Consider the following 22,461-nt stretch of genomic DNA (forward strand, 5'->3'; position numbering starts at 1 on the left):
GACGGAAGACCTTTTCGTCGGTCGCGCCGACGGTGTCGTGCGATTGCGCCTGAACCGACCGGAAGTAGGCAACGCCTTGAACCCAGGTTTGATCGCGGCCCTCACGCGCGAGGTAGAGGAGGCACGAAGATCGTGCGCCAGGCTTATGATCGTCGAGTCGAGTGGGCGCAACTTCTGCACTGGCTTTGATCTGTCGCGACTCCAGGAGGAAACAGACGATACGCTATTGGCAAGATTCGTCCGTATCGAATATTGTCTCCAGGCGATCAAGAATGCACCTTTCCCGACGTTGGCAATAGCCCGAGGGCGAGCGATCGGAGCCGGGGCCGACCTGTTCTGCGCCTGTGCCATCCGTTGGATCCTACCGGGGTCGTCGTTCGTCTTTCCGGGAGCGAATTTCGGCCTTGTCTTGGGTACCTCAAGGCTCGCCGAGATCGTCGGCGCCGCGACGGCCGCGGAATGGATCATGGGAGGGGCGACGGTCGATGCGCAATCCGCGCTGGAATCCGGCTTGGCTATGAAACAAATTGGCTACGAAGACATCGAAAGGGCAGTGTCTAGCGAGACCGCTCGCGCCTGTCGGCTAGATAGTTCGACGCATCAATCGATTTGGATGGCTGCAGCGAGTGCTCGCAGCGTTCGCGGAGAAACGGGTGACGGCTTCGACATGCTGAGGCTCATCGCGTCCGCTTCGCAGGTCGGCCTAAAGGAAAGAATAGCATCATACCGAACGGCAAGCCAATCGATCTGGCCCGTCACGTCACCTTGATATAGGATCGTGATCTAACCTCGCCGAACAATCAGCGTGAACGATGTTACCTCGGGCCGGCCACAATTTGACCTTCGAAACGTTTCGTCCGGTCGGTCACCATCGCTTCTTTTGAGATGGTAGCTGCGACGTCTGACAATCTGACGAGATATTGCTTGCCGGCCTACTCCGCTTGTTTGGTCTCATCACACACAAGATCGTCGACGGACCCAGGCGTCTTTGAGTAGCTTACATTTAGCAAATATTCGTCGCGGCGGAGCCTACTTTTGCGCTCGAGGACGGCGCCGCCATCAATCCTTTCCACCGCGACATGCCGCGCCTGTCGGTGGATATCGACCACACCTATCTGCCGGTGGTTCCGCGCCCCAAATCTCTGGCCCCGATCGATGCGGCGATGGAGCGCATGGCGGCGGCCATCAGGAAAGGATTGCCGGCAGCACGGGTGACGGAAGTCGTCAGCGCCGGTGAAAGATTGTCATCAAGCTGACCGTCCAGAGAGGCGCCGCGCAGGTCAGGATCGAGGTCACGCCGGTGATCAGGGCCGAGCTAGAGCTGCGCGATGTCTCGTCGAGCGTCGAAGAAATGTCCGGCTTCCGGACCCAAATGGAGCTGCTCAGGCTGTTGTCAAGTAAACCAATTCGTCATATATGGCATATAAACAAGTGTTAGTCGCCACATATGGTGATATTATGAGTTCGCCCAAATCCAATGCCGCGCTTGAACGTCTTGGTCACGACCTTCGATCGGCTCGCCTGCGCCGTCGTGTGGCTGTGGCCGACTTGGCTGCGCGCGCGGGTACGTCGCCTAGCACCATCGCACGCCTGGAAAAAGGCGATCCGGGAGTCGCCGTAGGCACGCTCGCGGACGTGCTCGTCTCTCTCGGGCTTATCGAGAATCTCGCCGATCTCGTCGATATACGGAAAGACGATCTGGGTTTGGCGTTGACGTCGGAGCGGTTGCCGCAGCGCGGTCGATCGTACGCTGCAAGGCTGCGCAAGCAGGAGAGGCAGGGCGACAAGGACGGGAAAAACGAACCGGACGATGTTGATCCGAACGGCGTGGCCTTCTGATGACTGAATACTACGCCCAAGTAGCCCTTGGCGAAGGCTTAACGCGAGTCGGTGAACTACGCTTCACGCAGACCGGGCCTCGTCAATTTTCGATCTTCACCTATGACCCGGCCTGGGCGAAGGATCCGCGTGCTTTCGCATTGCAGCCGAACATGCCCTTTGAGGGCGGGCCGTTTCATGCGTCGGCGCAGTCTGGCAATTCGCGCGAGGCGCTTGCTGGCGTCTTCTCCGATGCTGCGCCCGACAGCTGGGGGCGCAGACTGCTTGAACGTGCCTATGGCAATGGCCTCTCTGAATTCGAATATCTCACACTGTCCGACGATACATGCCGGCAAGGTGCTCTGCGTTTCATCGATGAACATGGGAAGATCATTACCGGTAAGGCCAACGAAGCGGTACCGCGTCTTCTTGATCTAGAGGCGATCACGGCGATTGCCCGCGCCTACGAACAAGGCAAGGAGATTTCCCCTGCGGACATGCAAGCTCTTGCCGGAGCCGGCGGCTCGGGCGGGGCTCGGCCCAAAGCCAACGTTCGTGACGGCGACGTTCTCTGGCTTGCCAAGTTCACTTCCGTCCACGATCAGCACCCGATCGAACAGGTCGAGGTCGCGACGCTGAACCTTGCCAGGATGTGCGGCATCCGCATTCCAGAGGTCAGACTGGAACTCGCTGACACGAAATTTCCGGTCGCGCTGGTCCAGCGTTTCGATCGACGCGGCCGCGCCCGCATTCCCTACATCTCCGCCCGAACGGCGCTCGGGAAGACAGGCTTAGAGCTCGGTTCGTACACGGAGATTGTCGATTTCATGCGGACGTCAGCTCCGGATCCGCAAGTCGATTTTGAGGAGCTCTATCGGCGGATGGTCTTCACTATCCTTGTTTCGAACAAGGATGATCATCTGAAGAACCATGGCTTCCTGTACGTCGGTTCGGGACGGTGGCGTCTGTCGCCGATGTTCGATGTGAACCCGGCGCCCGATCGCAACCCGCATCTCGAGACGGCGATCATGGAAGGTGGCACGCACGACCGATCAATCAAGCTCGCCCTCGAGGCCTGCGAGTTTTTCGAAATCACCGACGCCAACGCGCGAAAGATCATCCGAGATACAGCTCAACGCGTGTCCGATGGATGGCGGGAAACTTTCCGACGGGCAGGGGTCGGCCGTGCCCAATCGCGCGACTACGAAGCCGCCTTCGTCCATGATCAGAGCGACACAGCGCTTGGTCTATAATTCATCATATATGAAATGTTATCTGCTTCAATATATCATATTTGACTACTACGTAGTGATGCGCCAGAGACTTGCGAAGGCGCGGCCGGGTTCCCTCTGCCCTATCCACTTAGGTACGATCGACGATTTGCCTCGTATCGGACGGGAGGCATTCCAAGATTTGTGCCTCGCCATCGTGGCGGAAGATTTGAAGTCCCCGATACAGAACTTTTTGGCCTCCCACGATGGCGGTCGGACGAGCATTTCCCGGCGCTTGGGAAGGAGGCGAGGCCGCCCCGCGCCGGAAAGTGCACGATCCAGATCAAGCATTTCGGAAATGCCGCCGCCCGTCTATCTCTGTCGCACCTCACCAAGAAGCCGGGTGTCAAACGCCATCCGGAACTGAGGGGGCAGTTTTCCATGGCGCGCGACAGCCGGGCAATGCCAAGGAGCTCGCTGCCCAGGGGGCGCGCAGGCGATTACATCTTCATTACGAACGCCGGGGTTTCGGGAGCTGCCGAGGCAAGCATCTGCAGGCTTTCGAAAAGGCCGGTGTGCAGCGTTGTCGCGTGTTTGGAGGCGACTGGGTCGCGGCCCAGCTTCGGAGCCGCCCGTCCCCGAGGATGCTAATTCCGCGAATCTACAACCTCACGCATCTCCGACAATTCATCGACGGCGGAGCCTATCTTCAGGCATGACATCTACTCGGCGCGATGGGCGACAAATCTGCGCTGCTTCGCGACCACGGACGCGCATAGACGGAGCGTGGAAGCGCTGCTGGATCACCGGTTCGTCTTGCTTCGCGGGATCCGGCTTCCGGCAAATCGATGATCGCGGCGATATCGTCTCTTGGCGCGCTGGATGACCTTGCTATAGCCGAGCACGAGGAAGGCGACAGGTGGACCTTTCGTCATCCGACGATCGCGGATGCCTATTCGTCGCGGGAGGCCCCGACCTCGTCGAGATATACCTGCCCGGAGCCAAATCCGAGCGACTGCTGGCGTACGTGTTTTGCGGACGTCGCAGCGATGTCGATGCGTCAGAACGCCATAGAGCGCAGAAGGTACTATTGGACGTGCCGATCAATAGCGTCCTTCATTACTTCCTAGCCGAGCGCTGTGATGAAGATTTCTGCGCACTTTCGTCGAGGCGCGCCCAGAGATTTGGTAGTTCCCCTGCATATTCCGATGGCTGACGGCAATAACATCCGCTTGCTTGCCCGATTCAAACAGTTCGTCCTTTGTCCGAAGAGGACATTGAAACCTGATGAGGGAGATACGGGAATACGCTGGAATGCTTCGACGAGTCGATTTTCCAGGATGGACGTGTGCGATCACTGTTGCCTTCTGACGAATTCGAACGGCTCTGCGCCGACGTGAAATGGGAATGGCTTGCCGACCTTGGTGCGTCGGTCGGTCGCACGCGAAGAAGTTACAGCTCGAGCGATCAGGCAGGAATGTATCGTGACTTTCGCGATTCTCTCGAGGCCGCCGCAAAGTATTTTTGGGACGATGACGCGTTGCAAGCGGCGTTGTCAACGGCTTTGCGCCGGATGGACGAGATGATCTACGAGGATGAGGACCAGCGGCCTCCCCGCGGCGAAGCGAAACTTTCAAATCTTCGCCGAAGATCTCCGGAGCGTTGATCGAGATATTCAGTGATGTAGATGAAGAGTAGGGGCGCCATGATCTTGATCCAGCGCTTGCCCGGGGCAGTTCAGAAAATCGTGCCTGTCGTACCCGCGGCGCTGTTTCGCGGTGCGTTCGCCGTTTTCGTTGAAGTCCGACAGGCCCGGAGCTTGCGGGCTTCGCCTCGGTCACCTATCGCGAGCTCAGCAGCGATTGCCACAAATGCCGTTATGAAATTTCTGAATCGTCGGCCCTGGTCGATTCACTTATTTAATTGGACGGTTGATTCGGGAATTGCGATTCTGGCGCATGTCCGAACTCACCGTGCAATAAGCCCGCAAAGTTCTACGTGCTGACGATCGAGCCGACGCTGTTTGGCGATACAGCATTGGTGCGCGAATGGGGCCGCCTCGGTGGGCACGGCCAACGGCGGCTCGATCTGTTCGATGGGCACGTGCAGAGGCGCTTGAGTCCTGGTTCAAGCGCAAGACCCGTCGTGGTTACGTACAGCGGCACTTTCGCTTGGAGCCGGCTGCGACGTGCGGCAAGCGGTCTGATCTGGAGAAAATCTCCAATTAAAGTATGTCAAAGTAATCCGAAGGTATTTCGAATCTATTCCGAGAATTGCAGTATTCCATAGTACAACAATAGCGTACCTTCGCCGTGATCGAGGCTCATCAGGAAGGCTTTCCGCTCTCTACGTCAAGCTACCTTATCCTGGTTTGAAGTCGGAACATCGAGATGAAGTTGGAGCCCTTCTCAAGGTCCCGATAGCTCGAACACTGCGTCTTTGCGCCCGCGTTCAAGCGAATCGGTGGTGATGTTCGTCCGGACGGCCGCCACCTGAGCCAACCTAATTCGATCCCGCCGCAGCAGCCGTGAAGCTGCGGTCGACGGCTTTGCTGACGTCGAGCGTCTTCGGCAGGATGCCGTAGCGGGTCGAGCGGTCGGAGGCTTCCTGCACCTCTTTCACCACGCCCTCGTCGATCACAATCGGGCTGGTGCGCTGCGCGGTGTAGGCCGAGATCAGCACGTCCTCCGGCAGCTTGGTCAGCTCGGCCGTGCTCCTGGCGTATTCCGCAATATGGTCCAGCGACCACAGCCGTGCCTTGTTCAGCCGTTGCACGAGGTCCTGAACCGCGGCGCGCTTGGTGGCGATGGCATTGTCGGAGGCGACGATGAAGGTGATGGTCGGCGTCAGGCCGTCGCCGTCGGCGATGACGCGCGCCTTGTCCTTCAACGTCGCGAATGAGACATAGGGCTCCCACACCGCCCAGGCGTCGACTGACCCCGCCACCAGTGCCACCTTGGCATCGACAGGGCCGAGAGGCGCGAAGGTCGCCTCGTCCAGCTTGATCTGCGCCTTCTCCAGGGTTGCATCGATCAGGAACTGGCCCCAGCCGCCGCGCGTACCAGCGAGGCGCTTGCCCTTGAGGTCGGCGGCCGACTTGATCGGTGAATCCTGACGAACCAGGATCGCCTGCGTCTTGGCATCCGACCGCGTGCCGCCGATCGCCTTGATCGGCGCGCCCGCTGCATAGACGGAGAGGAAAGACAGATCGCCCGTGTAGCCGACGTCGAGCGCGCCGGCGTTGAGCGCTTCCAGAATGGGAGCTGCCGCCGGGAATTCCGACCATTCGATCTTGTAAGGCAGGTCCTTCGCATAACCCGAGATCTCGAGTAGCGAGCGTTTACCGCCTTTCTGGTCGCCGACGCGCAGCACGACTGTATCGGCCGCGAACGACGCGGCTGCCGTCGACAAGGTGACGACCGCGGCGAACAGAGAGGCCGCCAGGCGGTGCGTGATCGAATGGTCCGAAGAGTTGATGCTCATGTGATCTGTCTTGTTGCTTGCCTGTTACGACACGTGGGCGCGTGATGCGGCGAGACGATCAAGTCTATGACCGCGTGATACGCAGTCAATGAAATGGCCAACCGTATTGCGCGCGCGATGAGCAAGGACATTTCAATGAATGTGTGCTTTTCAGAAAAGCGGCGTGCGCATGCCTCAGACTGGGTGACAGTGATCCTCTCGCAGAGTCGTGAAGCTGCCTGGGAGCCGATGCGTCAGCGAAAATCGTTTCATCGTTGTTGCGTGTGCCGATGGAGAGAATGACTTCGCATCGCGCCAGATTCGAAATTCCATTTCATTGACGATGCGGTACCCGCGCCGCATGATTTGCACATCGCATCAACGTGGACGCAGGAAGCGACCCGCGAAAAATATTCTCTCTACGCAGCTCCCTCAGGAACATCCGCAACGCGAACAGTTGTGCCGATGGCGGAGCGTGCCAACTCAGGAGTGGGGCTGATGGGAAACGACATTAAGCGCAACGGATCGAGCCTCGACCGGCGTCATTTGCTTCAGGCGGGACTGGCGGCGGCCTTTGCGGCCCCGTTCGGCGCCCTGGGCGCACAGGCGTTTGTGCCGCAGGCGCCCGCGCCTGGCATAGACTTCTCGGAATTCCCGCTATGCCGCACGGCCGCGGACGGTCCTGTGCTCACGGGAGCCCCGCGCAAGCTAAAGCTCTCGTGGAATGCCGGCGCGGTGTGCCTTGCGCCGCTGCCTGTTGCGATCGAGCACGGCTTCTTCCAGAAGCAGAATCTCGATGTCGAGCTCGTCAACTATTCCGGTTCGACCGACCAGTTGCTCGAGGCCATCGCGACCGGAAAGAGCGATGCCGGTCTCGGCATGGCGCTGCGCTGGCTGAAACCGCTCGAGCAGGGCTTTGACGTCAAGATCGCCGCCGGCACCCATGGCGGCTGCATGCGCGTGCTGAGCCGCGCCGATTCCGGCGTGAACAAGCTTGCCGATCTCAAGGGCAAGATCGGTGCGGTCGGCGATCTCGCTGGTCCCGACAAGAACTTCTTCTCGATCCAGTTGGCAAAACTCGGCATTGATCCTAACAAGGACGTCGACTGGCGCGCCTATCCCGGCAATCTGCTCGATGTTGCGGTCCAGAAGGGCGAGGTGCAGGCTTTCCTGTCGTCCGACCCGCTTGCCTATCTCTGGCTCAAGGACACCCAGTACAGGGAGGTCGCCTCCAACCTCGATGGCGACTATCGCGACAAGAGCTGCTGCATCGTCGGCCTGCGCGGCTCGCTGGTTCGCGAAGAACCCCAGGTCGCGCGTGCGATCACTCAGGCGCTGCTCGACGCCGCCATGTTCACCTCGCAGAATCCGGCCGTCGCGGCAAAGTCATTCCAGCCCTACGCACCGAAGGCCGCAACGCTCGCCGATATCGAGGGCATGGTGCGCTACCACACCCACCATCATCATCCGACCGGTGAGGTGCTCAAGCGCGAACTGAAGGCTTACGCCGACGATCTCAAGAGCGTGCAGGTCTTCAAGCAGAGCACCGATACGACCAAATTCGCGGAGCGCATCTATGTCGACGTATTCTCTGTCTGACGGGCTCGCCTCCGGCGCGCCGCGGACCACGACGGCGTTTGCCAGCTGGGTGCGCGAGTCCGGCGCCGGGGTTTTCGCCAGCATCGCGTGGATTGCCTTCGGCCTCTCCTGCCTGTGGTGGGAGGATGTCGGCGACTGGTCGCGCACCCATTCGCTCGGCATCGCGGCGCTCGTCATTGCCGCGGTCGTGTTGTTCGGGACCGTCGGCGCCGACTATCTGGGCACGGCGGGCAGGGCGCTGCGCCAGCGCGCGCCCTGGCTCATCGCGCTCGGCGCGTTCCTGACGCTGTGGGAGGTCGCGACCGCCAAGTTTGCCTGGCTGCCGCTGCCGTTCTTCCCGCCGCCGCAGGCGATCATCGAGGTCTATACCGACGATCTGCCGAAGCTGCTCGACAGCCTGTTCGCCTCGGTCAAGCTGCAGCTCGGCGGCTACATCATTGGCGCTGCGGTCGGCTTCCTGACGGGGGTGTCGATCGGCTGGTCGCGCGCGGTCGGCTATTGGGTGCACCCGGTGCTGCGCTTCATCGGGCCGCTGCCGGCAACCGCCTGGCTGCCGATCGCGTTCTTCACCTTCCCCTCGAGCTGGAGCGCGTCGACCTTTCTGATCGCGCTCGCGACCGGTTTTCCCGTCACGGTGCTGACATGGTCGGGCGTCGCGAGTGTCAGCAGTGCTTATTACGATGTCGCGCGGACGCTCGGGGAAAAACCGTCCTTCCTGGTGCTGAAGGTCGCGATCCCTGCCGCGCTGCCGCACGTCTTCGTTGGGCTGTTCATGGGGCTCGGCGCCTCCTTTGCCGTGCTCGTCGTCGCCGAGATGATCGGCGTAAAGGCCGGTCTCGGCTGGTACCTGCAATGGGCGCAGGGCTGGGCTGCCTATGCCAACATGTATGCGGCGCTGATCGTGATGTCGCTGCTCTGCTCCGGCGCGATCACGCTGCTGTTTGCGATCCGCGACCGTCTGCTGGTCTGGCAGAAGGGGACCGTGAAATGGTAGAGGCAATCGTGCATCCGGCCGCCGGTGCCGCGCTCGACATCGAGCAGGTCGGCCATGCCTTCGACATCGACGGCGCCGCGCTGCCGGTGCTGAGCGATGTCAGCATCGCCGTCGAGCCCGGCGAGTTCGTCGCGCTGCTGGGGCCTTCCGGCTGCGGCAAGTCGACCTTGCTGCGGCTGGTGGCAGGGCTCGACAAGCCCAAGGCGGGAAGTCTGCGCGAGGACGAAGTCCGCATCGTCAGGCCGCATCCGTCACGCGTCGTCGTGTTCCAGGATCCGACCCTGTTTCCCTGGCGGTCGGTCTGGGACAACGTCGCCCTGGGCCTCGAAGCCCAGGGCATTCTGAAGAGCCAGCGGCAGCGTGTCGATGATGCGCTCGATCTCGTCGGACTGTCGTCGTTCCGCAATGCCTATCCGCACCAGCTCTCCGGCGGCATGGCGCAGCGCGTGGCGCTGGCGCGGGCGCTGGTGAACGATCCCAAGATCCTGATTTTGGATGAGCCGCTCGGCAAGCTCGACTCGCTGACCCGCATCACCATGCAGGCCGAGCTGGTCTCGTTGTGGCAGCGCAAGGGCTTTACCACGCTCCTCGTCACGCATGATGCCGAGGAGGCGCTGGTGCTCGCCAACCGCGTCATCGTCTTCAGCGAGCGTCCGGCGCGCGTGAAGGCCGACATCCGCGTCGACCGTCCCTATCCGCGCCATCGCGGCGATCCATATCTTGCGGACCTGCGCCGCCAGATTCTTGGCCTGCTGGGATTGGATGCAACATGGTGACTTCTATCGCTCAGGGACGGGTGGCGCATGGCGAACCCGACTATATCGCGCGCGCCGAGGCGCTTGCGCCGGGCTTTGCCGTGCGCGCAGCCGAGCACGACCGCGCCGCCAGCTTTCCCTTCCAGAACTTTCGCGAGCTCTCCGAAGCCGGCCTGCTGTCACTGACGGTGTCGGCGGCTCTCGGCGGGGCCGGCGCGGGCGCACGATATGCCGCGCGTGTGCTCGGCATCATCGGCAAGGCCGATCCGTCGACCGCGCTGGTGCTGTCGATGCACTACATCAATCATTTGGTGATGGCGCGCAGCCCGACCTGGCCGGCGCGGCTGTCGCGCAAGCTTGCGCGCGAAAGCGTCGAGGGCCTCGCGCTCATCAATGCGCTCCGGGTCGAGCCCGAACTCGGCTCGCCCGCGCGGGGCGGCCTGCCGGCGACAGTGGCCCGCCGCACCGAGACCGGCTGGCGGCTCTCTGGCCACAAGATCTACTCGACCGGCGCGCCGATCCTGAAATGGTATCTGGTATGGGCGCGGACCGACGAAGCCGAGCCGCGGGTGGGCCAGTTCCTGGTGCCGGCAGGCCTGCCGGGAACGCGGATCGTCGAGACCTGGGACCATCACGGCCTGCGCGCCAGCGGCAGCCATGACGTCATTTTCGACGACGTCGTGATCCCGCTCGACGCCGAGGTCGATGTCCGCAAGCCCGCCGACTGGCGCGCCCCCGACGTCGCGCAGGCGACCGTCCACACCGTCTTCGTCGCCGCGATCTATGATGGTATTGCCCGTGCGGCGCGCGACTGGTTCGTCCAGTTCCTGAAGCAGCGCGTGCCCGCCAGCCTCGGCGCGCCGCTTGCCACGCTGCCGCGCGCGCAGGAAATCCTCGGTGCGATCGAGGCCAGGCTCGCGGTTAATGCTCGGCTGCTCGACACCTTCGCCCGCGACTTCGACGACGGCGTCGATCTCTCCAACGGCGAATCCAACGTCATCAAGCTGACGGTCACCAACAATGCGGTCGCCGCGGTCGAGGACGCGCTGTCGCTGACCGGCAATCACGGCCTATCCCGCAGCAATCCGCTGGAGCGGCATTATCGCGATGTCCTGTGCGGGCGCGTGCACACGCCGCAGGACGATGCCACGCGCACCGGCCTCGGCCGCGCCGCATTGGGCCTCTAGCCTTTCCGAAAACAACAGGGAGATTATCATGTCGGTCGAGTTCATCGGCTTTATCGCCAACAGCAATGCTTCCGAGACCATCGTGCGCCAGGGACCGATCCTCGATCCCGCTTATATCGAGACGGTGGCAAAAGCACATGAGCTTGCCGGTTTCGACCGCGCGCTGCTCGCGTTTCATTCCACCACGCCGGATGCGCTGCAAGTTGCCCAGCATGTGCTGACCATCACCAAACAGCTCAAGGTGATGATTGCGCAGCGGCCGGGCTTCACCGCGCCGACGTTGCTGGCGCGCCAGCTCGCCACGCTCGACCAGCTCTATGGCGGCCGCGTCTCGCTGCACGTCATCACCGGCGGCAATGCCGCCGAGCTGCGTCAGGACGGCAACACCTTCGACGACAAGGACGAACGCTACGCCCGCACCAGCGAATTCCTCGACGTGGTCAGGCTGGAATGGACCAGCGAAAAGCCGTTCAACTACAGCGGCAAATATTACACCGTCGAGAACGGTTTCTCCCAGGTGAAGCCGCTGCAGAAGGGCGGCATCTACACCTTCGTCGGCGGCGGCTCGGATGCCGCGATCGAGGTCTCGGGCAAGTATGCCGACACGTTTGCGCTCTGGGGCGAGTCCTATGCGCAGGTGCGCGACGTCACGGCGCGGGTGCGCGCAGCGGCTGCGAAACACGGGCGGCCGAGTCCGCGCTTCAGCCTGTCGGTGCGGCCGATCCTCGCTGAGACCGAGGAGAAGGCCTGGCAGAAGGCGGAGCACATCCTCGAACGCGCAACTGCGCTCCAGGACCAGACCGGCTATCGCCGGCCAAACCACGCCACCGACGGCGCCAAGCGGCTCCTGGCGCTGGCTGACCAGGGCGCGCGCATTGACAAGCGGCTGTGGACCGAGATCGCAAAGCTCACCGGCGCCAACAGCAACACCACCGCGCTGGTCGGCACGCCCGAGCAGGTCGCCGAGGTCTTCGCCGATTATTATGATCTTGGCGTCAGCCATTTCCTGATCCGCGGCTTCGATCCGCTGCCCGATGCCATCGACTACGGCCGCGAGCTGATCCCGCTGACGCGCAAGCTGATCGCGACACGCGACCAGCAACGGGGCATCGCGGCGGAATGATCCGGCTCATCGCTGCTTTGGCGCTCGCCCTTGCGGGCGCCGGTCTCGCCAGCGCGCAGACGACGCTGCGCGTCGGTGACCAGAAGGGCAATGCGCGGGCGGTGATGGAAGCCGCGGGCCTGCTCAACGACGTTCCCTACAAGATCGAATGGAAGGAGTTTCCGGCCGCGGCGCCGCTGCTGGAAGCGCTCAGCGCCGGCGCGATCGAGACCGGGCTGGTCGGAGACGCGCCCTTCACTTTCGCCGCCGCCTCCGGCGCGCCCGTCAAGGCGATCGCCGCGATCCGGCAGACGCGCGAGGGGCTCGCGATCCTCGTGCCCGAGAGCTCGGCGATCAAGACCTTCGCCGACCTGCGCGGTAAAAAGATCGCGACCGGCCGTGGCTCGATCGGGCATCAGCTGATCCTGGCCGCGCTCGAAAAGAACGGCTGGAGTGCCGGTGACGTGCAGATCGCATTCCTGGCGCCGTCCGATGCCAAAATCGCCTACACGCAAGGTTCGGTCGATGCTTGGTCGACCTGGGAGCCGTACGTCAGCCAGGAAGAGGTGCTGTTCAAATCGCGCCGCATCATCACCTCGGAAGGCCTGACGCCGGGCCTCAGCTTCCAGGTGGCGCGATCCGATGCCATCAGGGACAAGCGCACCGAGCTCAACGACTTCATCCGTCGCCTCACCGCGGCGCGCGCGTGGTCGCTGAACAATATCGACAGCTATGCCGCGACCTGGGGCAAGTGGATGAACATCCCGACATCAGTACCGCAGAACTGGCTCTCGCGCGCAAAAATCCGGATCGCGCCGATCGACGACGGCGTGGTTGCGGACGAGCAGGGCACGATTGATCTGTATTTCCGCTGGGGCCTCATCAAGCAGAAGCTGGTTGCGGCGGAGATCGTCGATCGTTCGTTTGCTGATGCGATCGGAAAGGCGGGGTTCTGATGCTTCTTTGCGAGAATATGCGTGGTGCTCCGTAGCAGCCGCCGCCGACACGAAGCAACTATCGCGGATAGCGCGCTCGCGCATTAGGTCAAGCAATTTGTCTCGGAAATGTGGCTCGCACGCTGGCGCTGTGCGACATCGGTGACGGAAAGATCCCAGTTGCCGAGATCGTTCTCATGTCAACCAAGGTCGATGTTGGCCCTCTGGTGGTGAATGGCATGCCTTCGGTGGGCTTCCAGTGAGGTCATGCTTATAGCTGTCCGCGAATTGTCGAAGGCGGCGTCGCAAGAGATAGGACATCGACGATGTCTCTGCCGCAGGTGGACGAGCAAACAACGCTGAACCAATGGGCCCCTTGAAGCAGGCAGAGCCGCTTGATCGCTCGTTGTAGCCGCGCCGCTCTGGTGGCTCCGCCGCGACGAGGGATATTGAAGCCCTGGGCCGCAAGCGTGATGCGCCGCGCTTCGGAAAGCGAGAGTTCCGACTTTAGCAGCGCTCTCCCAAGACTCTGCCGTTGATAGCTCGCAAGTCGGCCAGCATCAGCTTTGGCTCTCCCATCGCTGCGAAATGGCCGCCTGTTGGCATGTCGGTAGGTGTGCTCCGCAAATGAGCGCGGAGTCGGCAGGAACACGGGATCGGGGAAGGCCGCCACGCCATCGGCGCTCCAACACGGGTGCCCGCGGGAAACCGAGCTGATCCTTCAAGGCGCTTACCGTGATAAATCCGTGTCGCGGTTACAACCGCCGGCGTCGCGACATAGGAGGCGTCGTTCGACCGTGCGACAATCGAAACTATCCAGCGAATAGGCGGCGTGCCGCTTGGACATGGCAGCGTTGCACCCGGTTGCCCTAAATGCCGGTCAATTTGACCTCGGTCCTCAGATGCTCGGCGGCAGCGCCGAGCATGGTCGTTCCGATCGTTCACTAGCTGCGCCGGTGATGCGCTTGAATTCCTCACTTTGCTCTCCTCGGTCGACGTCATCGTGCAATGCGGACTTGTCGGATGCAGCCTCCTTCATCCTCTCCGCCGCATTTAAGAAAGAAGCGTTCGCCATAAAAATCGAGCCCCATGAGTTCGTGAAGGTGGCTGTCTTTATGCGCGAATCTTGTTGCGCATCTCGATGATTTCATCATGAACTTTGTGAAACGTTTAAGGAAGGTTATGGCGATCGAATCCGCTGCCGTTTCCGCCCTGATGCAGACGCACATAGGCTACGACAAACGCCGTCGTGAGCATGTCGAGCTCCATGATGGCATCCATGGTTGCGTCGAATGTGTATTCCGACAGGCGTTTTGCGCATATTTATGAGCCACCGCGGAGGTGAACGAGTTGGAAACTCGGGAGAGCTGCAACAGTTCTGTCTCGACGGAGTCTAGGGTGGCGCGTCCGCTCTGGAAGTCAATGCACCACTCTTCGGGAAGAAGATGAGACTGCCCGCGTTCTTCGGAAAGCCACCTGCCCTTTCCAGTCACTGGCCGGTCGTTGACCGGGATTTGTAGCTCTCGTCCTGGCCTACACTTGCCGTGAGCACTCCTGCGCGGACGGCATCATGCAGCTTCAATATTAGTCTGCGGAAAATCGGTGCCTTTGAACATCAAAGGCTCTCCTAAATGGCAGGCGCATGCATAAGCAAAACAGTCCCGAAATTCAGCCGTGCTGGGTGTCGGCCCTTGCCTTAACGGTCAAAGGCGTCGAGCGCGATCCGGGCCGTTTCGGGCGGCACTTGCACCATCTTGATTTCCATTAGCGCCAGATAGCTCTCGACTGCTTCGCTAGCGTCCGAGATTGGAAGACCAAGTATTCGGGCTACGGCGATCACCGCCTCCCACACTGCCAGCGGCGAGTGTCAACGCGCGGCCGCTTGTTGAAGGCGCGTCAACAGCTCCCGCGCTTCGTCTTCATCGATCGACATCGCGGTCAACGCCGAGGCATCGATAAACATCAGTCAACTTCGTAAAGGCCGTCGCGAAACACCTTGTCTGCCGGCCTACTTTTTTGCGGATTGCCCCTGGCCCGGAGATCGCGACAGAACTGTACGCCCAAGTCGACCAAGGTAGGCTTACCCTGCTCACGCTCCAGCTCATGGGTGAGCGCCGTATGCACGGCCTCGGTGAGGCCGATCTTCTTGAGCGCCGCGATCCTGCGGGCCAGCGCGTCAGTATCAGGATTCTTAATATGGAAAGCCATCCGGATCCTCTAGCCGTTGCCGTGTATCATTATATAGCACGTCGGATACACCCTTTGAAGGCTAGGGCTCCAAGTTGATCACCGAGCTCCCGACGCAGGCAGTCGGCGCGCTGATGGTTAACCTCGCGTCGCTCTAGCTTTTCAGTCCTGAATTCCACCCGGGTGCGCCTCTTCTAGAGGTACTATTCGGAATAGCCGGTGGCCCTCTGCCGCAGCCAGTTTGGCCGGACTATTCTGCCGCGCCGAACGGAGCTGCCTCGGTCATCCACGATTGGGGAGGAGGGGGGCCCCATCCACCGGCCAATACCTTCGCCATCTCCCATTTGAGCGGTTCGTCCTCGATGTCGATCGTCTGGTAGTGAGTGTTGAACAGTTCGATGCGGTGTCCGTCCGGGTCGCGGAGATAAACGAAGCGGGCATATCCGGGAGCGAAATGGCGCGCCGGGCCGTACTCCACCGACCTACCGAAGCCCATCTCGGCGAGCAGATCGCAGATGAACATGAGATGGTAGGTCTCCGGGATGGTGAAGGCGGCGTGATGAAGGAGAGGTCCTGGGCCCGGACCTGGGGCGAACACTATGTCGTGCGGATTGCCCTTTCTCTGCAGGAAAACGAAGCTCGGTTCTTCCGATCCGTCCTGCGTAATGTACTCCGACAGTCTGAATCCGAGACGAGTGTAGAATTCGAGCGCCCGGTCCACGTGTGGTGTCAAAATCTGAAAATGGTCGAGCCGCTGCGGACAGGCGCCGCTAAAACGGCTGGATTGCAAGATCAGACGAGGCCTCGTTTCCATGGAGGCGCAAATATCGAGAGGAACACCCGCGGCGTCGGAAACACGCAGCGTACGAGCCTGATGAGGTACCTCGACCCAGGTCGGACGATGACCTAGATCCCGGAAGAAAGCTTCTGCAGCATCCAAATCCTCTTCGGTCAGAACGCGAAAGCCAATGTGTTGCGCGCTCGGCTTGCCGCCCTGTTCCAGAACGAGGGAATGATGGCAACCTTCTTCGAGTCCTCGGAGGTAGAGGCGGTTTTCGTCTTCGCTGCTGACTACGAATCCGAGCGCGTCGACGTAGAAGCGCTTGCTCTCTTTCAGGTCTTTCACCGCGAGCACGACATGGCTTGCTCGGGTCATGTTGAACGGTGGACGAAATACGGGTCGCGGTATCGCCATCAAGTCCTCCCTTGTATTGGTTTTCGTTCAAATCAGGCCGGGGTAGGAGCCGCCGTCCAGTTGAAGATTCTGGCCGGTGATGAAGCCCGCCTGTACGCTGCAGAGGTAGGCACAGGCATCCCCGAATTCTTCTGGCTTTCCGAATCGCTTCGCCGGAAGCGAGTCGGCGATCCTGGTGCGTGCCTCTTCAAGCGATATTCCCAGCTCCGACATCATCCTTTCCGCCATGAAGCGCTGACGATCGGTATCGATGCGCTCGGGCAGCATGTTGTTGATGGTGACGTTGTAGGCGGCGTATTGCCGGGCAAGCGACTTGCAGGCCGCCGTGAGCCCGGCGCGCGCGCCTGACGAGAGTTCCATCTTGGGATGCGGCGCCTTCACCATGGCAGACGTGATATTGATGATCCGCCCGAACTTCCGGTCCCGCATTCCAGGAAGAAAGGTTTTTACGAAGTGAAGGGGCGCGAGCATGTTCTGCTCGATCGCCTCCAACCACTCCGTGCGGCCGAACTCGAGGAAATTTCCGGGCGCCGGCCCGTGATTGTTGTTGATGAGGATGTCGGGTTCGGGACAGGCCTCGATAACCGTTTGGCGACCCGATTCTTCCGCGATGTCCGCCTGGACGAACGCCACTGGCTTACCCGCGAGGGCCTCGATGGACTTTGCGGCCAGGCGAAGGCGCTCCTCATCCCGGCCGTTCAGTGTGATTTCGCAGCCCTCGCGGGCGAGCGAAGTCGCGCATGCAAAACCCAACCCCTTAGAGGACGCGCATACGAGGGCCCGTTTAGCCGCCAAACCGAGGTCCATTTCGGCTCCAAACAATATATTATTTGACTTGCCCGACTTAAATAAAGATTATCATACGTCAAGGCAAGAAATTTCTATTTCAGGAGGGGTAGTTTGTCGGACGCATCAGAGACGCTCGCAACGGCCGCCTACCAGAAGCTCCGTATGGACGTGATCGGAGGGATGTTTTCCTTCGGCCAAAAGCTGAAGATCCGCTCGCTGTGCGAACGTTATGGGGTCAGCGCAGCTCCGATGCGCGAGGCTCTGACCCGGGCGGCCAAAGACGGCCTCATCATGCATTCCGACCAGCGCGGCTTTTCCGTCGCGCCGTTGAGCATCGAGGATTTGGACGACCTCTTGCAGACCAGGATCGTGCTCAACGAGTTCGCTCTCAGAAAATCGTTCGAGTACGGTGGGGCCGAGTGGGAGGAGCAGGTCCTGCTCTCATGGCACCGGCTGTCCCGCATTCCGTTTACGCCGGCTTCCGTTGACCCGGAATGGGAGCGCGCGCATCGTGTCTTCCACGCCACGCTTCTCTCCGCGTGCCGCGCGCCGCGCATTCTGGCGTATTGCGATCAGTTGTTCGACAGCGCCGACAGGTATCGGTTCATGTCTCGCGCCGCACACGTCGGCGGAGCCCGCACCGCCGACCACAAGATGATCGCCGACGCGGTGCTCGCGCACCGTCCGGACGAGGCGGTCGTCCTGCTGACACGACACTTCAGCGAGACCGCCGAACTCTGCCGGCAGCAACTGCTGTTGCAGGGAAAAGCCCAGCCCGGTGTCGTGACGCGAACGCCTTGCTAGGCAGCGTTCCTAAAAACAAACAAGAAGCCGAAGAGAGAGGAAATGACAGGCGATTTCGAGGAAACGTTCGTTCTTATCGTAGGCGGAGGACCCGTCGGGCTGACATCCGCGATCGATCTCGCGCAGAGGGGGGTACCTTGCATTCTGATTACGGAAAACCTCGAGACGGCGACCCAGCCCCGCTGCAATTTCGTGAATGCACGCACTATGGAGCATTTCCGTCGTCTCGGACTGGCGGAGGAAGTTCGCGCGGCGGCGCCGCTTGCCAAAATGCATCCGCGCGTAGCCTTCGTCACGCGCTTCTGCGGCCACGAATTCGGTAACATCGATCTGCTGAAGACGCGCCTTAGTGAAGGGCAGCTCGGACCGGAGTCCGGCCTGTCCATCTCCCAGCTCTTTCTGGAGCCGCTGCTGCGCCGACATGCCGAGGCCTCGGAGTCGGTCGACGTGCGCTTCGGTACACGCCTGGTCGCGCTCGGTGGGGAGGACGGCGCTCCGATCGCAACGGTCGAAGACGTGCGCACGGGAGTGCGCAAACGAATCCGGTCTCGGTACGTCATCGGTGCCGATGGGGCTCGGAGTCCGGTTCGTCGTCACTTCAACATTTCCATGGCGGGCGACGACGGGCGCATCGACAATGCGTTCGTCTCCGGCACCATGATCACGTATTTCGTTCGGGCCCCGACTCTGCTGGAGGAGAGCAGGCGTGCGCCGGCGACCATCACCTGGATCATAAATCACGACCTCCGCGCGTTCGTTTTTGCCCAGGACGGCCGCGAGCGCTGGATCATTCATTATCAGGTTCCGGAAGGCCTCGGCTGGGAGCAGGTCCGCAGCGACGAGGTGATGCGGTCGATATTCGGCAAAGACCTTCCGTACGAAATCCTCGCGGAGGGGCCGTGGACCGGCGGTTTGTCTTTGGTTGCCGCGGCATACCGGGCAGGTCCCGCTTTCCTCGTTGGCGACGCGGCGCACCTCTACACACCTCTAGGTGGCTTCGGCATGAACACGGGCATCGGAGATGTCCTGAACCTGACTTGGAAGCTTGCGGCAGCATACTCGGGGTGGGCCGGTCCCAACCTCCTGGATTCGTACGAGGCCGAGCGGAGATCCATCGGTTTGAGGAACTCGAAGATCGGCATCCACTGCTCGAAACGGAAAGGCAAGTGGCTGATCCCGCCGACCATCGAGGATGAAGGCGAGGCCGGTGCGCGTGCCCGGAAGACGTTCGGGGATTTCGTGGTCGTAGACGATCTCGACGAATACGACACGTCCGGACTGCAGTTGGGCGAGCGGTACGAATCCTCCCCCATCGTTTGTGCCAATGGCACTGCCGCGCCTCCGGACACATGGAGCAACTACAAGCCCGCCGACTTTCCGGGAGCGCGTTCGCCCCACTTCTGGCCGTCGCCCGGACGCGGCTTCTACGATCTGTTGGGTCGAGACTACACCCTTGTCGATTTCGAAAGCGGAGAACCTCTCGAGGCGTTGCTCGAGGCCGCGAAGCTGCGGAGGCTCCCGCTGTCGGTGGTCCGTTGTCCCGCTCCTGGCCAGCCCTACCAATCCAAACTCGTTCTGGTCAGGCCCGACCAGCACATCGCATGGCACGGAAACGCTCCACCGGAGGATCCGACGGCTGTGATCGACCGGGTGCGCGGAGCTTGACGAACCAAAACGAACGAAAAAGCGGGAGGGAATATGGGAATCGGAGGACAAGTCGTCGTTCCGTTCGATGGGTCCGCTCCGGTCGATAGCCGACCGGACGGCCGCAGGATCGACTTGGACGAATTCGTGGAAGGCCGATCGATCGGCGCCTTCCACCTCAATGTCGTGCTTTGGCCACTGCTGGTCACGATCGCAGATGGTTTCGATCTTGTCGTAATGGGCTATGCCGCCCCCGAGATCATCAAGATATTGAACTTCGATCGGAGCGCGATGGGCGTCATCCTGAGCTCCAGCCTGGTCGGAATGCTGATCGGCACTCCGATAGCCGGCTATCTCGGCGACCGTTTTGGCAGGAAGCCTCTGATCGTTCTGTCGACATTGCTTTTCGGCCTAGCCACGTGCTCGACCGTGCTGGCCGCTTCCGTCGCGCAGTTCTGCGCTCTTCGTTTCGTCGCGGGAGTCGGCCTTGCCGGGATCATCCCTAACGCGACCGCGCTCGTATCGGAGTTCATTCCACGCCGCGTCCGCGGTGCCTTCCTCATAGTCGTACAGCTCGGCGTGCAGATCGGAGGCATAGTACCCGGCCTCGTCGCCGCGTATCTGGTCTCCCGCTACGGCTGGGAAGTACTTTTCCATATAGGAGGCGCCGCTCCGGTGGTGCTGGCGACGGTGCTCGTTTTCGTACTGCCCGAGTCCATCAAGTACCTGTCGCTCGTTCCATCGAAGCGAGCGGAGCTTCTCAGGATCGCCAGGGCTCTCGACCCGAGGGGCCACCTTCCGGACGACGCGGTTTTCGCCTTGAAGTCCACGGGCTCGAGGGGAGCCTTGTCCCCGCTCGTGCCGCTTCGAAACGGCATGCACATCATCACACCGCTCCTCTGGCTACTCGCGGTGGTCAATTTGTTCACGACCCTTCTGATGGCGAGCTGGGCTCCGACGGTCTTGCGTGACATCGGACTTTCACCCGAAGCCGCCGCGCTCACGGCGACCCTGTTCGGTCTCGGAGGATTGATCGGAAGCTTCATGCTTACGGTGGGGTTCAATCGCTATGGTTTTCTCGTCATCGTCGCTTTCTACATCGTCGCGATCCCCTCGATGGCGCTCATCGGCCAGCCGTTCGTCGATCGCGGAGTCCTGCCGTGGTTGGTTCTTGTGACCGGCATATGCGTTGCCGGTACCCAATCCGCGATCAACTCGGCTTTCGGAATGTTATATCCAACCACCATCCGGTCGAACTGCGTCGGGTGGGGAATGGCGATCGGCCGCCTCGGAGCGATCGGAGGCCCTCTGTTCGGAGGCTTCCTGATGTCCAAGCAACTCTCCGGTACCGCTTTCTTCGAAACCGCCGCGTTGCCTCTCGTATTCGGCGTCCTGATAGCTGGCGTGCTGACGTACGCCTGCCGGCAGAGGTTCGGAGGCTGGACTTTGGATGAAAGGGCAAAGGGGGAGGCATGACCGCTCCATTCGAAAACAATCGCTGGATGTCTTCGCCGCCGAACGAGATAGCAGAAAGAATAAGAGCCTTGGGGCCGGTGATAGATCCGCCCGGAACCGCGCGGATCTACGCAGACATCCTGGCTCACCAGCCGACCGACGGAGTCGACGTCATTCCCAACATCCGCTACGGAAACGGGACCAGGCAGTCGTTGGACGTCTATCGGCCGGTTGCGACATCGGGTTCGGTGCCTGTGGTGCTGTTCTTCCACGGTGGCGGCTACAGTCGCGGCGACAAGTCCGATAGGAGCAATGTGGGTTACTTCTTTGCCCGCAACGGGGTCACGGCCTTCATCGCGAACTATGGCCTTGCCCCGGAATGCAAGTGGCCGTCTGGGGCACGCGACGTGATTGCTGCCTTGAGGTGGGCCCAGGAGAATGCGCAAGATCATGGAGGAGATCCGAGACGAATATGTCTGCTCGGAGAATCGGCGGGAGCCGCGCACGTCGCTCTCGCTTCCTTCGTCTCCACCTTCCACAAGGGGCGACCTCTCCGAGCGGCCGGCGTGGTTCTGCAGTCCGGGTCTTACAACGTCGCTCTCGAACGCGTCGCGGCTGCGGCTTTCGGTATACCTTCTCCCGACCTGCGCAATCAGGCCTATTTCGGCGAGGAGACTGCCCGATATTTGGAGATGTCGACGACCCGTCTGATAGATGCCCCGGACGTGCCGACCTTGATCACCTACGCGGAATACGATCCGGTTCCGATGCAGGTGCAAGCCGGAGAACTATTCGCCACCTTGGCGCTGCGGGCGTCCCATTGCCCCCTGCTACTCCGGTTGTTGGGCCATGGGCATATCTCTCAATTCAGCTCGTACAATACGGTGGATACCAGCGTAAGCGGACGGGTGCTCGATTTCGCGAAGTCTCTGCCGAGAGTCCAATGATCCATGGAGAACTGCAATTCGGATCCGAACGCCGGCCTCAGTCCCGCATTGCGATGTCAGGGGGGCCATCGCTGAATTGCGAAGCCGAAAGCGAACGGGGCGGCGACTTCCAGGCCGCTCCACGAAAGCGCTCTATGACCACGTAGTCCAAAGCAAGCTTCATCTGAATTGACGGCGCTCTGTTGAGATACCCGGTCCTTTGGTGATGCCCACCAGAGCTCTCTTTCCAAGCGGCTTACCTAGAGCCTTACTGAGTAACACTTGCGCTATGAAGAGTAATACGAGCCGTGCCTCGGTTGTCCTGATAGTTCCTGTTGAGCGGCCCTTGGAGACGACGGTAATACTCCGGAGTGATGTCAGGCGGCAGAATGGTTGGA

General features: G+C 61.2%; 21 protein-coding genes and 1 pseudogene. 17 read left to right on the forward strand and 5 right to left on the reverse strand.

The window, feature by feature from the left end; genetic code table 11:
* Positions 1-37 precede the first annotated feature (37 nt).
* From L6639_RS36165 to L6639_RS36190, 6 genes are all read left to right on the forward strand, one after another.
* Positions 38-769 carry an enoyl-CoA hydratase/isomerase family protein gene (locus L6639_RS36165; RefSeq protein ID WP_232995649.1) on the forward strand — a complete coding sequence of 244 codons (732 nt, stop codon included), beginning with the start codon at positions 38-40 and terminating at the stop codon, positions 767-769.
* A 310-nt stretch (positions 770-1,079) separates the two neighbouring features.
* Positions 1,080-1,256 carry a hypothetical protein gene (locus tag L6639_RS36170; RefSeq protein WP_232995585.1) on the forward strand — a complete coding sequence of 59 codons (177 nt, stop codon included), beginning with the start codon at positions 1,080-1,082 and terminating at the stop codon, positions 1,254-1,256.
* 202 nt (positions 1,257-1,458) lie between these two features.
* Complete coding sequence (locus tag L6639_RS36175) at positions 1,459-1,839, forward strand: helix-turn-helix domain-containing protein (RefSeq protein ID WP_128929654.1); 381 nt, start codon at positions 1,459-1,461, stop codon at positions 1,837-1,839.
* Positions 1,839-3,071 carry a type II toxin-antitoxin system HipA family toxin gene (locus L6639_RS36180; RefSeq protein WP_128929653.1) on the forward strand — a complete coding sequence of 411 codons (1,233 nt, stop codon included), beginning with the start codon at positions 1,839-1,841 and terminating at the stop codon, positions 3,069-3,071. Before L6639_RS36175 ends, L6639_RS36180 begins: the two co-directional genes overlap by 1 nt.
* Positions 3,072-4,377: 1,306 nt before the next feature.
* Positions 4,378-4,695 (forward strand): hypothetical protein, encoded by a 318-nt coding sequence (locus L6639_RS36185; RefSeq protein WP_128929652.1) that lies wholly within the window; start codon positions 4,378-4,380, stop codon positions 4,693-4,695.
* Between the two features lie 332 nt (positions 4,696-5,027).
* The gene (locus tag L6639_RS36190; protein WP_232995584.1) at positions 5,028-5,318 is read left to right on the forward strand and encodes a WGR domain-containing protein; all 291 of its coding nucleotides are present in this window, start codon (positions 5,028-5,030) and stop codon (positions 5,316-5,318) included.
* 213 nt (positions 5,319-5,531) lie between these two features.
* On the opposite strand, the gene L6639_RS36195 is transcribed toward L6639_RS36190, so the two are convergent.
* A complete protein-coding gene (locus L6639_RS36195; protein WP_128929651.1) occupies positions 5,532-6,512 on the reverse strand; it encodes an ABC transporter substrate-binding protein in 981 nt (326 codons plus the stop codon).
* Positions 6,513-6,989: 477 nt separating this feature from the next.
* Between L6639_RS36195 and L6639_RS36200 the strand changes: the two genes are divergently transcribed.
* From L6639_RS36200 to L6639_RS36230, 7 genes are all read left to right on the forward strand, one after another.
* Positions 6,990-8,090 carry an ABC transporter substrate-binding protein gene (locus L6639_RS36200; protein ID WP_128929650.1) on the forward strand — a complete coding sequence of 367 codons (1,101 nt, stop codon included), beginning with the start codon at positions 6,990-6,992 and terminating at the stop codon, positions 8,088-8,090.
* On the forward strand, positions 8,068-9,084 hold the full coding sequence (locus tag L6639_RS36205; RefSeq protein WP_128929649.1) for an ABC transporter permease: 1,017 nt from the start codon (positions 8,068-8,070) through the stop codon (positions 9,082-9,084). The genes L6639_RS36200 and L6639_RS36205 overlap by 23 nt, the downstream gene beginning before the upstream one ends.
* Entirely contained in the window at positions 9,078-9,860 is a 783-nt protein-coding gene (locus L6639_RS36210; RefSeq protein ID WP_128929648.1) for an ABC transporter ATP-binding protein, read from the forward strand. The genes L6639_RS36205 and L6639_RS36210 overlap by 7 nt, the downstream gene beginning before the upstream one ends.
* Entirely contained in the window at positions 9,854-11,026 is a 1,173-nt protein-coding gene (locus L6639_RS36215; protein ID WP_128929647.1) for an acyl-CoA dehydrogenase family protein, read from the forward strand. The genes L6639_RS36210 and L6639_RS36215 overlap by 7 nt, the downstream gene beginning before the upstream one ends.
* Positions 11,027-11,054: 28 nt before the next feature.
* Positions 11,055-12,149: an LLM class flavin-dependent oxidoreductase gene (locus L6639_RS36220; RefSeq protein ID WP_128929646.1), complete on the forward strand. Its 1,095-nt coding sequence runs from the start codon at positions 11,055-11,057 to the stop codon at positions 12,147-12,149.
* Positions 12,146-13,084, forward strand: coding sequence for an ABC transporter substrate-binding protein (locus tag L6639_RS36225; RefSeq protein ID WP_128929645.1), 939 nt, complete (start codon positions 12,146-12,148; stop codon positions 13,082-13,084). Before L6639_RS36220 ends, L6639_RS36225 begins: the two co-directional genes overlap by 4 nt.
* An 818-nt stretch (positions 13,085-13,902) precedes the next feature.
* Positions 13,903-14,208 (forward strand): hypothetical protein, encoded by a 306-nt coding sequence (locus L6639_RS36230; protein ID WP_164933838.1) that lies wholly within the window; start codon positions 13,903-13,905, stop codon positions 14,206-14,208.
* 423 nt (positions 14,209-14,631) lie between these two features.
* Here the strand turns inward: L6639_RS36230 and L6639_RS36235 are convergent.
* The 4 genes and pseudogenes from L6639_RS36235 to L6639_RS36250 all read right to left on the reverse strand — a co-directional run bounded on the left by L6639_RS36235 (position 14,632) and on the right by L6639_RS36250 (position 17,252).
* Positions 14,632-15,026 (reverse strand): annotated as a pseudogene (locus L6639_RS36235) (type II toxin-antitoxin system VapC family toxin).
* A complete protein-coding gene (locus tag L6639_RS36240; protein ID WP_128929644.1) occupies positions 15,026-15,271 on the reverse strand; it encodes a type II toxin-antitoxin system VapB family antitoxin in 246 nt (81 codons plus the stop codon). The pseudogene L6639_RS36235 and the gene L6639_RS36240 overlap by 1 nt, the downstream one beginning before the upstream one ends.
* Positions 15,272-15,500: 229 nt before the next feature.
* Positions 15,501-16,445, reverse strand: coding sequence for a VOC family protein (locus tag L6639_RS36245; RefSeq protein WP_128955087.1), 945 nt, complete (start codon positions 16,443-16,445; stop codon positions 15,501-15,503).
* A 27-nt stretch (positions 16,446-16,472) separates the two neighbouring features.
* On the reverse strand, positions 16,473-17,252 hold the full coding sequence (locus tag L6639_RS36250) for an SDR family oxidoreductase (protein ID WP_128929642.1): 780 nt from the start codon (positions 17,250-17,252) through the stop codon (positions 16,473-16,475).
* A 93-nt stretch (positions 17,253-17,345) separates the two neighbouring features.
* Here L6639_RS36250 and L6639_RS36255 point away from each other — a divergent pair, with 93 nt between their 5' ends.
* The 4 genes from L6639_RS36255 (at position 17,346) to L6639_RS36270 (ending at position 22,084) form a co-directional block, all read left to right on the forward strand.
* Positions 17,346-18,038 (forward strand): GntR family transcriptional regulator, encoded by a 693-nt coding sequence (locus L6639_RS36255; RefSeq protein ID WP_128929641.1) that lies wholly within the window; start codon positions 17,346-17,348, stop codon positions 18,036-18,038.
* Between the two features lie 42 nt (positions 18,039-18,080).
* The gene (locus L6639_RS36260) at positions 18,081-19,703 is read left to right on the forward strand and encodes an FAD-dependent monooxygenase (protein ID WP_128929640.1); all 1,623 of its coding nucleotides are present in this window, start codon (positions 18,081-18,083) and stop codon (positions 19,701-19,703) included.
* Between the two features lie 114 nt (positions 19,704-19,817).
* Positions 19,818-21,158 carry an MFS transporter gene (locus L6639_RS36265; RefSeq protein WP_164933839.1) on the forward strand — a complete coding sequence of 447 codons (1,341 nt, stop codon included), beginning with the start codon at positions 19,818-19,820 and terminating at the stop codon, positions 21,156-21,158.
* The gene (locus L6639_RS36270; protein WP_206733167.1) at positions 21,155-22,084 is read left to right on the forward strand and encodes an alpha/beta hydrolase; all 930 of its coding nucleotides are present in this window, start codon (positions 21,155-21,157) and stop codon (positions 22,082-22,084) included. Before L6639_RS36265 ends, L6639_RS36270 begins: the two co-directional genes overlap by 4 nt.
* Positions 22,085-22,461 lie beyond the last annotated feature (377 nt).

The organism is Bradyrhizobium zhengyangense (assembly GCF_022012555.1).
GTDB lineage: Bacteria > Pseudomonadota > Alphaproteobacteria > Rhizobiales > Xanthobacteraceae > Bradyrhizobium > Bradyrhizobium zhengyangense.